Below are 12,750 nucleotides of genomic sequence, written 5' to 3'. Positions count from 1 at the left end.
CCGGCCGGTCACCTGCACGGCCCGGCCGGTCACCTGGTCCGGCGGCGTACCAGCAGGGCGATCCCCGCGATACCCAGGGTGATGCCGACTACCACGGCGGCGTTGAGCATCATGACCTGTCGCAGGTCGGTGAGCATCTTGTCGATGTCCTCACCTGGGTTGAGCGCGTCCTCCGGGATCACCCGTTCACCGCCGCCGATGCCACCGCTGATGCTGTCCGGGCGGGCCGGCAGCGGTGCGCCGGCCGCCCGCAGCGTCTCGGACATCGTCAGCCGGCCGAAGAACCAGCCGGCCGTGGTCTTGCCGTCACCGGGCTGCTCCGCCGGTCGGAACGCGCGCGGGCCACCCTCGGCCAGCGGATACAGCTCGTAGGTGCGATGTGGCTCGTCCGCCACCATGACCACGACCAGGTACTTCGGGCCGAGGTCACCCGGCTCCGGGGAACTGGTCTGACCCGGTCCGGTGAGCCAGCTGACCTGGCTCAGCACGGCCGCGAACAACTCGGCGTCGGCGTCGGCGTGCACGGCGAGCGGCTCCGGCAGGTCGTCACCTTCGATGGTGACGGTCGTTGGTGCAGGTGGTGCCGCGTACACCCGGTTCGCCGACAAAATGGACGTGCCGAATGCCAGGAGCAGCGCACCGGCCGCTAAGAGACGGCTGGCTGCCCGCTGTCCCATGGTCAACTCCCTCGCCCCGCGGAGGTCAGGTCCCTAGTCGATGTGCTCACTACCCGATGGCTGCCCGACGTAATCAGCGGCGGGCGGGGGCGCGGACCCTCACTGTGAGAGACTCCGCATGACCCTGGACGGTTGCACCCGCTGGACGGATTTTTCGGGAACTATCGACGACCGGTGACCGACCAACCAGGGAGGTCGGCCGATGGCGGCCCGGTACGTTGTCTGGCGACCGATCGTATCGGGCGATCGCAACAGGTGGGGGACAGGGTGGTACGCGTACCAGGGGTGTTGCTCGCGGTGTTCGTCGGGATGCTCGCGGTGCTGCTCGGAGCAGCACCGGCCCAGGCGCACAACGTGCTGACTGGGAGCGATCCGGCTGACGGCGCGGAGCTTGCGCAGGCACCCGAGACGGTCCGCCTCACCTTTCTGGCCAATCTCAACCAGGAGCAGACCGAACTGAGTGTGACCGGTCCGGACGGCGCTGCGGCGTCCACCGGGGCGCCCGTAGTGGACGGCAAGGCGGTGAGCGTGCCGTTCCGTCCCGGACCCGCCGGCGAATACACAGTGGACTACAATGTGTTGTCTACTGATGGGCACTGGGTCAAAGGCACACTTGCCTTCACTATGACGGTCGGTGTCGAGCCGACCGCTGATCCGTCACCGACCGGGGTGCCCAGCCCCACCGCCGCCGAACCGACACCGGAGGTGACCCCGGCGCCGACGCCGCAGGCGACCAGCTCCACCGAGTCGACGCCCTGGTGGCCGTGGCTGGTCGGTGCCGTCGTCCTGCTGGTCGCCGTGGCGGCCGGAGCGTTCTTCGTCCGCCGCCGTAGCACCTGACCTGACCGTCGCAGCGTCAGCCGAGCCGGGCGCGCGCGTCGCGCAGCCGACGCAACGTGCGCTCCGGCCCGAGGACTTCCAGCGACTCGAACAGCGGTAGCCCGACGGATCGGCCGGTCACCGCGACCCGTACCGGTGCCTGGGCCTTGCCGAGTTTGAGGCCACGACCGGCGCCGACCTGCTCCAGGGCCGCCTTCAACGGCTCGGCGGACCAGTCCGGCAGCGCCGCGAACGCGGCGATCGTCGCGTCCAGCAGGTCGGCCGAGCCGTCCTTCATCGCCTTTGCCCACGCGGCGTCGTCGATCACCGGGACGTCGAGGAAGAGGAAATCGACGTTGGCGACGATCTCGCTGAGTACGGCGATCCTGGTCTGAGCGAGCGGGGCGACCGCCGCGAAGGTCGTCGGGTCGTAGTCGGTCGCCCGCCACGGCGGCGGCGCGATACCGCTGCCGGTCGGCGCCGGCGCCGACGGAGTCCCGGTCAGCCAGGGCTGGCAGGCAGCGATGAAGTCTTCGACCGGCAGCGCCCGGATGTACTCGCCGTTGAAGGCGCGTAGCTTTCGCTCGTCGAAGAACGCCGGGGACGGGTTCACCCCCTCCAGCCGGAACTCTTCCTCGATCACCGACCAGGGCACGATCTCCCGGTCGTTGCTCGGCGCCCAGCCGAGCAGCATCAGATAGTTGCGCATCGCGTCGGCGAGGTACCCCTCGTCGCGGTACGCCTCCAGCGCCACCTTGTCGCGGCGCTTGGACAGCTTCTGGCGTTTCTCGTTGACGACCACCGGTACGTGCGCCCAGACCGGTGGCTTGACCCCGAGTGCTGCCCAGAGCAGTTGCTGTTTCGGGGTGTTCGGCAGGTGCTCCTCGGCGCGGATCACATGGGTGATCCCCTGAGAGATGTCGTCGACCACGTTGGCCAGCAGGAAGACCGGTGAGCCGTCGCCCCGGGCGATGACGAAGTCCTCGATCAACTGGTTCTCGAACGTCGGCTCGCCGCGGATCAGGTCGACGACCGTGGTGCTGCCGGTGTCCGGAGTGCGGAACCGCAGGGCCCGTCCAGCACCGGCGTCGAGACCCCGGTCGCGGCAGAACCCGTCGTACCCGCGGTACTCGCTGCCGGTGCGGGCCTGCACGTCGGCGCGGGCGCAGTCGCAGTAGTAGGCACGCCCGGACTGGTGCAGCCGGTCGGCCGCCGCGCGGTGCTCGCCGGCGTTGGTCGACTGGAAGTACGGCCCCTCGTACGAACCACGACGGATGCCGATCCAGTCCAGCGCGCTGAGGATCCCCTCGATCCACTCGGGGCGGTTGCGGGCCGCGTCGGTGTCCTCCACCCGCAGTACGAACACGCCCCCGTGCTGCTTGGCGTAGATCCAGTTCTGCAGTGCTGACCGGGCACCGCCGACATGGAACATACCGGTGGGGGATGGGGCGAAGCGTACGCGTACCGTCACGGCCCCAGCCTACGGGCGGCCGATCCCCGCCCGACGGCCAGGTCCGGTCACTGCCGTTGGCTCCGGTCGGCCCCGGTCGGCCCCGGTCGGCCCCGGTCGGCGTGCGGCGGTCGCGGTGCCGGCCGGGCGAACAGCGAAGTCTGCACCTTTTGTGGAGAATGTGATTTAGGCTGCGCCTGTCAGGACGAGCAGGCAGAGACAGGCAGGCAGATGATCCTCATCGAACGCAGCGGACGGGCGGAGGCCCCGATCGACACCGTCTGGGAGGTGGTCGGGCAGGCCGCGTTGCTGGCGGACTGGCTCGCCGGCGTCCGCCAGGCCGAGGTGATCGGCGGCGACATCCGCCGGATGCGGGTGCACACCTCGGACGGCGCCGCCGCGGACGCCGAGGTCATCGAGTTCCAGCCGCCCAAGCTGATCGCCTGGCGGGAACGCGCCGCCGGCCCCGGCCTGCGAGCCGAGGCCCGTACCGAGGTGCAGGTCGAACTCACCCCGGAGGGGGACGGCACCGCCGTGCGGTTGACCGTCGTACGGTGGCCGGCCGGCCAGGTCAGCGCGACCCTGCTGCGACTCGGCAAGCACCGGGTCGGTGCCGACCTGGAGACCTCCCTGGGGCGCCTGTCCGACCTGGCCGCCGCCCGGCACGCCGCCAGCGCCGGCGACCGGACCAACATCTGCTGACCGACCCGACCGGGTGGACGTCCGCGGACCGCGACAGCGTCTGCCGACCGATCCGACCGATCCGACCGCGCGAACGGGCCCCGGCGGTCACCCGCCAGGGCCCGTCGGCCGTGGTCGGCCGTGGATCGATCAGGAGTCGCCGCCGGTCTCCCCGACCGGAGCGGCGTTGACGTCGTCGATCGCGTACTTCTTGGCGGCGCCAGCCGGCACCTCGGCCGGCACCTCGCCGCGCAACGCCAACTGCCGCAACGTCGCCACGGCCACCGACTCGGCGTCGACATGGAAGTGGCGCCGCAACGCGTGCCGGGTGTCCGACAAGCCGAACCCGTCGGTGCCCAGCGAGGTGTAGTCGCCCGGAATCCACCGGGCGATCAGATCCGGCACCGCCCGCATCCAGTCGCTGACCGCGACCACCGACTGCGGTGCGTCGGCCAGCGCCGTGCGTACATGCGGAACCCGCGTCTCACCGCCCAGGTTGAGCAGGTTGTGCTCCTCGCAGGCCACCGCGTCCCGACGCAGCTCGGTCCAGGAGGTCACCGACCACACGTCGGCAGCCACCCCCCAGTCCTCGGCGAGCAGCTGCTGCGCCTTGAGCGCCCACTGCATACCGGTGCCGGAGGCGAGGATCGTCGCCCGGGGCGCTTCGCCGCCGTCGGCCCGGCTCACCTGCGGTGCCGCCGCGTACCGGTAGAGCCCCTTGAGCAGGCCCTCCACGTCGAGCCCGTCCGGCTGAGCCGGCTGCACGATCGGCTCGTTGTACACCGTCAGGTAGTAAAAGATGTTCTCCGGCGACTCTCCGTACATCCGGTGCAGGCCGTTCTCCACGATGTGGGCGATCTCGAACGCGAACGCCGGGTCGTAGGCGACCACCGCCGGGTTGCTTGCGGCGAGCAGCTGCGAATGACCGTCCTCGTGCTGCAGGCCCTCGCCGTTGAGCGTGGTCCGCCCGGCGGTGGCCCCGAGGACGAAGCCGCGGGACATCTGGTCGGCCGCCGCCCAGAACGCGTCACCGGTGCGCTGGAAGCCGAACATCGAGTAGAAGATGTACAGCGGGATCATCGGCTCGTCGTGGGTGGCGTACGACGTGCCGGCGGCGGTGAACGACGCCACCGACCCGGCCTCGTTGATCCCCTCGTGCAGGATCTGCCCGGCGGTCGACTCCTTGTACGACAGGAACAGCTCCCGGTCCACCGCGGTGTACTTCTGCCCGTGCGGTGAGTAGATCTTATGCGTCGGGAACAGCGAGTCCATGCCGAACGTCCGCGCCTCGTCCGGGATGATCGGCACCCACCGCTTGCCGAACTCGCGGTCCTTCATGATGTCCTTGAGTAGCCGGACGAAGGCCATCGTGGTGGCGACCTTCTGCTTGCCGGAGCCGCGTTTGACGTCACCGAACCGCTCACTGCCCGGCACCGCCAGCGGGCGGGCGGCGGTGCGCCGGGTCGGCACGTACCCGCCGAGGGCCTTGCGGCGCTCCTGCAGGTAGGTCATTTCCGGGGAATCGTCGGCCGGGCGCAGGTACGGCGGGAGGTACGGGTTGGCTTCCAACTGCTCGTCCGGCACGTCCAGGTAGAGCCGGTCCCGGAAGGTCTTCAGGTCGTCCAGGGTCAGCTTCTTCATCTGGTGGGTGGCGTTGCGGCCCTCGAAGTGCTCGCCGAGCGTCCAGCCCTTGATCGTCTTGGCCAGGATCACCGTCGGCTGGCCGGTGTGCTCGGTCGCTGCCTTGTACGCCGCGTACAGCTTGCGGTAGTCGTGTCCGCCGCGCTTGAGGTTCCAGATCTCGTCGTCGGACAGCCCTTCGACCATCTTGCGGGTACGCGGGTCGCGGCCGAAGAAGTGCTCCCGTACGTACGCGCCGGACTCGGCCTTGTAGGTCTGGTAGTCGCCGTCCGGCGTGGTGTTCATCAGGTTGACCAGCGCGCCGTCGGTGTCCGCGGCGAGCAGCGGATCCCACTCCCGACCCCAGACGACCTTGATCACATTCCAGCCGGCACCCCGGAAGAACGCCTCCAGCTCCTGCATCACCTTGCCGTTACCGCGCACCGGGCCGTCCAGCCGCTGCAGGTTGCAGTTGATCACGAAGGTGAGGTTGTCCAGCTCCTCGCGGGCGGCCACCCCGATCGCGCCGAGCGACTCCGGCTCGTCCATCTCACCGTCGCCGAGGAACGCCCACACATGCTGGTCGGAGGTGTCCTTGATGCCCCGGTGCTGCAGGTACCGGTTGAACCGGGCCTGGTAGATGGCGTTGATCGCGCCGAGGCCCATCGAGACGGTGGGGAACTCCCAGAAGTCCGGCATCAGTCGCGGGTGCGGGTACGACGGCAGGCCGCCGCCGAGCCCGGCGTGCGACAGCTCCTGCCGGAAGCCGTCGAGGCGCTGCTCCGACAGCCGGCCCTCGACGAAGGCGCGGGCGTACATGCCGGGAGAGGCGTGCCCCTGGAAGAAGATGTGGTCACCGCCGCCGGGGTGCTGCTTGCCACGGAAGAAGTGATTCATCCCCACCTCGTAGAGGGACGCCGCGCTGGCGTACGTGGAGATGTGGCCACCGACGCCTATCTCCGGCCGCTGCGCGCGGTGCACCAGCACCGCGGCGTTCCACCGGATGTACGCGCGGATCCGCCGCTCGATCATCTCGTCGCCGGGGAACCAGGGTTCGCGTTCCGGCGGAATCGTGTTGATGTAGTCGGTGGTGGTCAGTGGCGGCACCCCGACCTGACGCTCCCGAGCCCGTTCGAGCAGGCGCAGCATGACGTAGCGGGCGCGTTTGGCGCCGCGTTCGTCGATCACTCCGTCGAGTGACTCGACCCATTCGCTGGTTTCTTCAGGGTCGATGTCCGGAAGCTGGCTCGGCAGGCCGTCGCTGATCACCGGGCGCTTGCGTTCCGTGGCCACAGGCGTTCCCTCAGTTGTGTGTGGGATAGGTCTCTGCTGACCATCCTGCCCCCTGGAGGCCGGTTGCGTCACGTGCGGTCGCCATAGAGGCGATCTGGGACACAGGTACCAGACGGTAACTTCGACCGGCTCCGGGCAGCGCGGGTCAGCCGGCGAGGAAGGAGAACCGGACCTTGCGGTCGGCGTTGTCCCCGTTCGGGTCGACCAGACAGACCGACTGCCAGGTGCCGAGAGCGAGCCGGCCGTCGAGCACCGGCAACGTCGCGTACGGGGCGACGAACGCCGGCAGCACATGGTCCCGGCCGTGCCCGGGCGAGCCGTGCCGGTGCTGCCAGCGGTCGTCGGTGGGCAGCAGCTGGTCCAGGGCGGTGAGCAGATCGTCGTCGGAGCCAGCACCGGTCTCGATGATCGCGATGCCGGCGGTGGCGTGCGGTACGAACACGTGCAGCAGCCCGTCGCCGCGTCCGGCGACGAACCGCCCCGCCTCGGCGGTGATGTCGCGCACCACGGGCCGGGAGCCGGTCCGGATGGAGATCACGTCGGAGTCCATGCCTGCCAGTGTGGCAGCCGGGTCGGTCCGGCCGGGTGGGCACGGCAGGTGCCGCATCCACCCGACCGGCCAGCCGGCGGAATCCTCACACGGCGATGTCGCGGCGGGTGAAGCGCCAGGTGCCGACTGCGACGCAGACCGCGGCGAAGCCGGCGAGCAGCAGTACGCCGCCGACCTGCACCCCGTTCACCAGCGGATCGCCGGCGAGGTACCAGTGGAACGGGGAGACGTGGCGGGCCCACGCCAACGCGTCGACCTGGGGCAGGACGGCGTTGGCGAGGTAGCCGAGCACGGCGACCGCCGCGCCGCCGCCGAGCGCCGTCGCCCGGCTGCCGGTAGCGGCCCCCACGCCGTACGCCAGGGCGGCGAACGCGGTGCCGAACAGCACCAGATGCAGGGTCATCGCGGCCAGCGCAGCGACCCCGACGGCGGTGAACTCGGCCGGACCACGGATCGCCACCAGCGCCAGCCACAGCAGCGCCCCGGTGAGCACCAGTCCGACCACCAGCGCGGCGAACCGCTGGAGCGCGGCCCGCGCCCGGCTGACCGGGTGGGCGAGCAGCAGGTCCAGCGACCCGGCCTCCTCGTCACCGGCGATCGCCCGGGCCCCGGCGGCGATCCCGAACACTGCAACGAGCAGGGGGATGAGCAGCCCGTAGACGGCGCTGCCGAGATAGCCGGCAGGGCTGGTGACGTCGTCGAAGTTGAGTACCTCCAGCATCCCTTCCGGATACGCGGCCAGCGCATCCGCCATCTCCGGTGTCTGCATGGTCGGCCAGAACGCGGCGTACATGGTGCCGACCGCTGCGATCGACACCGCCCAGCCCAGCATGGACCGGCGGTTGTCGCGCAGCGCTTTGGTGAACGGGTTACGCAGCAACACCGTCGGTCTCCGTCCGCTCGTAGTAGGTGAAAAAGAGGTCCTCCAGGTCGGGCTCCTCGGCCAGGAAACTGACGACGGTGTGCCGGCTCGCCGCCTTGATCAGCGGATCGGCTCGCCCGTCGAGCCGGCAACTGAGCCGGTTGTCGCGCACCACGACGTCGCTGAGCCCGGGAACCATCGCGAACTCGTCGACCGGCGCCGGTGCGTCGAAGACGATCTCGATCCGGCGTACCGCTCGTTCCCGTAGGTCCTCGACCCGTTCGACGGTGATCAGCCGGCCGTCGCGGATGATGCCGACCCGGTCGGCGGTCTGCTGCACCTCGCTCATCACGTGCGATGACATGAAGACGGTCTGCCCGGCGGCCTTAGCCTCACGGACCATCGCGACGAACTCCTGCTGGAGGAAGGGGTCCAGACCGCTGGTCGGCTCGTCGAGGATGAGCAGCTCGGGGGAGTGCATGAAGGCCTGCACGACGCCGACCTTCTGCCGGTTGCCCTTGGACAACCCTTTGATCCGCCGACCGAGGTCGAGGTCGAGCCGGTCGGCCAGCTCTGCGATCCGGGCCTTCGGCACGCCGCCGCGCAGGTTACCCAGGTAGGTGAGGAGTTCGTGGCCGGTCTGCCGGCCGTCCACGATGAAGTCGCCGGCCAGGTAGCCGATCCGTCGGCGGAGCGGGACACCGTCGGCGTGCGGGTCGAGCCCCAGCACCCGCACGGTGCCGCTGGTCGGGCGGATCAGATCCAGCAGCAGCCGGATGGTGGTGGACTTGCCGGCCCCGTTGGGGCCGAGGAACCCGTACACCTCGGCGGTCTCGACCTGTAGGTCGAGACCGGTAAGGCCGCGGTTACGGCCGTAGGTCTTGATCAACTGCTCGGTACGGATGGCCGGGTCAGCCATCGGACCTCGCCTCCTTGACTCGGGTTGTCGACGCTGCGCCTCGAAGCGTTTGACGATCAACGGCTGTGACGATCAACGGTTGTTACGAACGTTCAGAACGTACTGAACCTTATGCTATCCGCCGCCCGCAAGTGACCCCCCTGGCGGCGCGGCTGCGCTGCCGTGTCCAAGCCGCGCCTGGCGGCGCGGCTGCGCTGCCGTTTGCCGGGCTGCCGCGTAGCATCGCGACCATGACCTCCCCGGCCACCAGCGGCGCTGCAGTCTGCCCCGACCCGGCCCAGTGGCGGCCCGTCCGCCGCCCGGTGGCCGCGCCTGGCGGGCGTCGGTAATGCTGTCCGACGTGACCACCCCGCAGGACCTCGACGAACGGTTCCGCACCGCGGTCGCCGCGATGGACACCGCACCGGACCGACGGGCACCCGAACAACCGGTACGCGACGGCACCCTGCTCACCGGGCAGTCCGCGCTGGCGCTGTTCGACGCCCAACTCACCAGCCGCCATCTCGACCTGGCCAAACGCTGGCTGCGCAGCTTCGGAGAAGGTTTTTACACGCTCGGCTCGTCCGGCCACGAGGGCAACGCGGCGCTGGCCGCTGCCGTCCGGGTGACCGACCCGGCGCTACTGCACTACCGGTCCGGTGGCTTCTACTGCGCCCGGCTCGCCCAGGCCGGCCTCGCCGCCGGCCACGAGCCCGGCGTCGAGCCGGGCCTTCGCTCCGACGCGGCCGACCCCGTGGCCGGCACCGACGCTTGCGCACCCGGCACCGACCCGGTCACCGACGCCGCCTGGGACGTGTTGCGCGGCGCCGTCGCCTCCGCCTCCGACCCGACCACCGGCGGCCGGGGCAAGGTGTTCGGCAACACCGCGATCAACGTCGTGCCCACCGCCGGCACCGCCGGCGGGCACCTGCCCCGGGCGGTCGGGACCGCGCTCGGCATCGACCAGATGCGCCGGATGGTGCCGACCGTCCGGCAACGTCAACCAGGGCTGGCCCGGTCAGCCGCAGTCGGCCGGCCGTACCTGGAACCCCGGCTGCCCTGGCCGGACGACGCCATCGTGGTCTGCAGCTTCGGCGACGCGGCGGTCAACCATGCCGCTGCTGCGGCGGCCTTCAACACCGCCGGCTGGGCCGACCACGCGGGGCTGTCCACGCCGGTGCTGTTCGTCTGCGAGGACAACGGACTGGGCGGCAGCGTACGGTCGCCGGACGGCTGGGTCGCCGAGACGCTGCGCTGCCGACCAGGACTGCGGTACTTCGCCGCCGACGGGTGCGACCTGGCGGCCACCTACGACGTCGCCGCCGAGGCTGCCGCCTGGGTCCGCGAGCACCGCCGGCCGGCGGTGCTGCACCTGTCGACCGTCCGGCTGATGGGGCACAGTGGCGTCGACGTCGAATCGGCGTACCGGTCGGCCGAGGAGATCGACCGCGACGTCGCCCGAGACCCGCTGGTCGGCAGCGCGCGGCTGCTGGTCGCCGCCGGCCTGGCCAGCCCCGACGAGATCATTTCCCGGTACGACGAAGTCGGCTGGCAGGTGCGCAAGGTCGCCGAGGAGGTCATCGGGGAGGCCAAGCTCGACACCGCCGGACAGGTCGTGGCCACTCTCGCCCCGCGCCGGCCGATCCGGGTCGCCCGGGTGGTCGCCGACACCGGTGCCCGCGCGGCCGGAGCGGCGGCCACCACCCGCGCCACCACCCTCGGCACCCGGCTGCCGGAGGAACGCGGGCCAATGACCCTGGCCCAGACGATCACCGCAGCGCTCGCCGACGGTTTACTGGCGTACCCGGCGATGACCGTGTTCGGTGCGGACGTCGCCGTCAAGGGCGGCGTGTACGGCGTCACCGCCGGGCTGCAGGACCGGTTCGGCGTCCACCGCGTCTTCGACACCACCGGCGACGGCACCACGATCCTCGGCATTGGACTCGGCGCCGGACTGGCCGGTCAGTTGCCGGTACCGGAGATCCAGTACCTGAGCCACCTGCACAGCGCCGAGGACCAGCTGCGCGGTGAGGCCGCCGCGCTGCAGTTCCTCTCCCGGGGCGGCTACCGCAACCCGATGGTGCTGCGGGTGCCCGGTCTGGCCTACCAGGCGAGCCTCGGCGGACATCTCTACAACGACAACTCGCTTGCGGTGCTGCGCGACATCCCCGGCCTGGTGCTGGCCGTGCCGGCCCGGGCCGACGACGCCGCCGGGCTGCTGCGGTCCTGCCTGGCCAGCGCGGCGGTCGACGGCAGTGTGTGCGTCTTCCTGGAGCCCGTCGCCCTCTACGACACCCGTGACCTGCACAGTCCGGATGACGGACTGTGGCTGGCGCCGTACACCCCGCCAGGGGAGTGGGGCGCCCGGCACATCCCGGTCGGCCGGGCCCGCAGCTACTCCGTCGGCAGCGGCGAGGACCTGACGGTGATCACCTTCGGCAACGGCGTACGGATGTCGTTGCGAGTCGCGGCCCGGCTGGCCGCCGAAGGGGCCGGCTGCCGGGTCGTCGACCTGCGCTGGCTCATGCCGCTGCCGGTAGCCGACATCATCCGCGAGGCGACGGCGACCGGCCGGGTGCTGGTGGTCGACGAGACCCGCCGCTCCGGCGGGGTCGGTGAGGGGGTGCTGGCAGCGCTGGTCGAAGCCGGGTACGTCGGAGCCGCTGCCCGGATAGCGGCATTGGACACCTACGTCCCCCTCGGCCCGGTCGCCAACCAGGTGCTGGTCGGCGAAGATGCCATCACCCAGGGTGCCCGGGCGCTGCTGGCACGGTAAATTCCGGTGAACTCGGTGCGCCACTTGCGCCGGGCGGCACAACTGTGTGAACTACCCGCTATCGGTGTCCGACGGATACCGGCAGCTCAAGACGAGGAGGCAAGTAACAGTGAGCGCGACCGCTGGTCAGGCCGCCGACGGCGTACGGAGCCTGGCGGACCGGTTCGGCATCGAGCCGGGCATGGTGGTCATGGAGATGGGTTACGACGACGACGTCGACCAGGATCTCCGCGACGCCCTGACCGACCGCTGCGGCGAGTTGGTTGACGAGGACACCGACGAGGTCGTCGACGCGGTGCTGCTGTGGTACCGCGACGGTGACGGAGACCTGTTCGAGTTGCTCGTCGACTCGCTCGGCCCGCTGGCCGACAACGGGGTGGTGTGGCTGCTGACGCCCAAGGCCGGGCGTGACGGCCACGTCGAGCCGAGTGACATCAGCGAGTCCGCGCCCAGCGCCGGACTGCAACAGACTTCCATGGTCAACGCCGGCAAGGACTGGAGTGCCGCACGGCTGGTACTGCGCCGTGGGGCCAAGGCCAAGAAGTGAGTGAAGGAGCGCACATGCCCGTCGAGGTCGGCACGCCGGCACCGGATTTCACCCTCAAGAACCAGAACAACCAGGAGGTGCGGCTGGCCGACTTCCGGGGTCGGCAGGCGGTCCTGCTGATCTTCTACCCGCTCGCGTTCACCGGCACCTGCCAGGGCGAGCTGCAGGAGGTCCGGGACAACATCGACGCCTACGTCAACGACGACGTGCAGACGCTCACCGTCAGCGTGGACTCCGTCTACACCCACAAGATCTGGGCGGAGCAGGAAGGTTTCCAGTTCCCGCTGCTCGCCGACTTCTGGCCGCACGGCGCGGTCGCCCAGGCGTACGGGGTGTTCAACGACGCCGCCGGGATCGCCAACCGGGGCACGTTCCTGATCGACAAGACCGGCGTGGTCCGCTTCGCCGAGATGAACGGGCCGGGTCAGGCCCGTGACCAGGCCGTGTGGCGCAAGGCGCTGGCCGACCTGGCCGACTGACCAGCGTCCGACCTTGCGGGACCCGCTACCGTCCGGCGGGCCCGCAGGGCGGGACGGTCCGCTCGCCGGTCACGCGGTCGAACGCCGGGAACACCGCC

General features: G+C 70.5%; 11 protein-coding genes. 5 read left to right on the top strand and 6 right to left on the bottom strand.

Annotation, left to right across the window (positions count from 1 at the left end; genetic code table 11):
- Nucleotides 1-29 precede the first annotated feature (29 nt).
- The gene (locus ACFHWU_RS02275) at nucleotides 30-677 is read right to left on the bottom strand and encodes a hypothetical protein (protein WP_278170509.1); all 648 of its coding nucleotides are present in this window, start codon (nucleotides 675-677) and stop codon (nucleotides 30-32) included.
- Between the two features lie 267 nt (nucleotides 678-944).
- On the opposite strand from ACFHWU_RS02275, the gene ACFHWU_RS02270 reads away from it, so the two are divergent.
- The gene (locus ACFHWU_RS02270; RefSeq protein WP_416589688.1) at nucleotides 945-1,517 is read left to right on the top strand and encodes a copper resistance CopC family protein; all 573 of its coding nucleotides are present in this window, start codon (nucleotides 945-947) and stop codon (nucleotides 1,515-1,517) included.
- Between the two features lie 16 nt (nucleotides 1,518-1,533).
- Here ACFHWU_RS02270 and gltX read toward each other — a convergent pair whose 3' ends face one another.
- Nucleotides 1,534-2,967: a glutamate--tRNA ligase gene (gltX, locus tag ACFHWU_RS02265; RefSeq protein ID WP_416589687.1), complete on the bottom strand. Its 1,434-nt coding sequence runs from the start codon at nucleotides 2,965-2,967 to the stop codon at nucleotides 1,534-1,536.
- 210 nt (nucleotides 2,968-3,177) lie between these two features.
- On the opposite strand from gltX, the gene ACFHWU_RS02260 reads away from it, so the two are divergent.
- Entirely contained in the window at nucleotides 3,178-3,648 is a 471-nt protein-coding gene (locus ACFHWU_RS02260; protein ID WP_416556314.1) for an SRPBCC family protein, read from the top strand.
- A gap of 129 nt (nucleotides 3,649-3,777) precedes the next feature.
- Here the strand turns inward: ACFHWU_RS02260 and aceE are convergent, their stop codons facing one another.
- The 4 genes from aceE to ACFHWU_RS02240 all read right to left on the bottom strand — a co-directional run bounded on the left by aceE (nucleotide 3,778) and on the right by ACFHWU_RS02240 (nucleotide 8,871).
- The gene (aceE, locus tag ACFHWU_RS02255) at nucleotides 3,778-6,540 is read right to left on the bottom strand and encodes a pyruvate dehydrogenase (acetyl-transferring), homodimeric type (RefSeq protein WP_416589685.1); all 2,763 of its coding nucleotides are present in this window, start codon (nucleotides 6,538-6,540) and stop codon (nucleotides 3,778-3,780) included.
- Between the two features lie 145 nt (nucleotides 6,541-6,685).
- Nucleotides 6,686-7,090: a YjbQ family protein gene (locus ACFHWU_RS02250; RefSeq protein ID WP_199757666.1), complete on the bottom strand. Its 405-nt coding sequence runs from the start codon at nucleotides 7,088-7,090 to the stop codon at nucleotides 6,686-6,688.
- Between the two features lie 85 nt (nucleotides 7,091-7,175).
- Nucleotides 7,176-7,973 carry an ABC transporter permease subunit gene (locus tag ACFHWU_RS02245; protein ID WP_416556316.1) on the bottom strand — a complete coding sequence of 266 codons (798 nt, stop codon included), beginning with the start codon at nucleotides 7,971-7,973 and terminating at the stop codon, nucleotides 7,176-7,178.
- Nucleotides 7,960-8,871: an ATP-binding cassette domain-containing protein gene (locus tag ACFHWU_RS02240; protein WP_416556317.1), complete on the bottom strand. Its 912-nt coding sequence runs from the start codon at nucleotides 8,869-8,871 to the stop codon at nucleotides 7,960-7,962. Before ACFHWU_RS02240 ends, ACFHWU_RS02245 begins: the two co-directional genes overlap by 14 nt.
- Before the next feature lie 391 nt (nucleotides 8,872-9,262).
- On the opposite strand from ACFHWU_RS02240, the gene ACFHWU_RS02235 reads away from it, so the two are divergent.
- The 3 genes from ACFHWU_RS02235 (at nucleotide 9,263) to ACFHWU_RS02225 (ending at nucleotide 12,652) form a co-directional block, all read left to right on the top strand.
- A complete protein-coding gene (locus ACFHWU_RS02235; protein ID WP_416589709.1) occupies nucleotides 9,263-11,626 on the top strand; it encodes a transketolase C-terminal domain-containing protein in 2,364 nt (787 codons plus the stop codon).
- Between the two features lie 109 nt (nucleotides 11,627-11,735).
- Nucleotides 11,736-12,173, top strand: a complete 438-nt coding sequence (locus ACFHWU_RS02230) for a DUF3052 domain-containing protein (protein ID WP_123602854.1) — start codon at nucleotides 11,736-11,738, stop codon at nucleotides 12,171-12,173.
- Between the two features lie 14 nt (nucleotides 12,174-12,187).
- Nucleotides 12,188-12,652: a peroxiredoxin gene (locus ACFHWU_RS02225; protein WP_416589683.1), complete on the top strand. Its 465-nt coding sequence runs from the start codon at nucleotides 12,188-12,190 to the stop codon at nucleotides 12,650-12,652.
- The last annotated feature ends 98 nt before the right edge of the window (nucleotides 12,653-12,750 follow it).

The organism is Micromonospora sp. LOL_015 (assembly GCF_048060275.1).
Taxonomy (GTDB): domain Bacteria; phylum Actinomycetota; class Actinomycetes; order Mycobacteriales; family Micromonosporaceae; genus Micromonospora_E.
The sequence above is the reverse complement of the archived record's forward strand: the minus strand, read 5'-3'. Positions and strand labels throughout refer to the sequence as shown.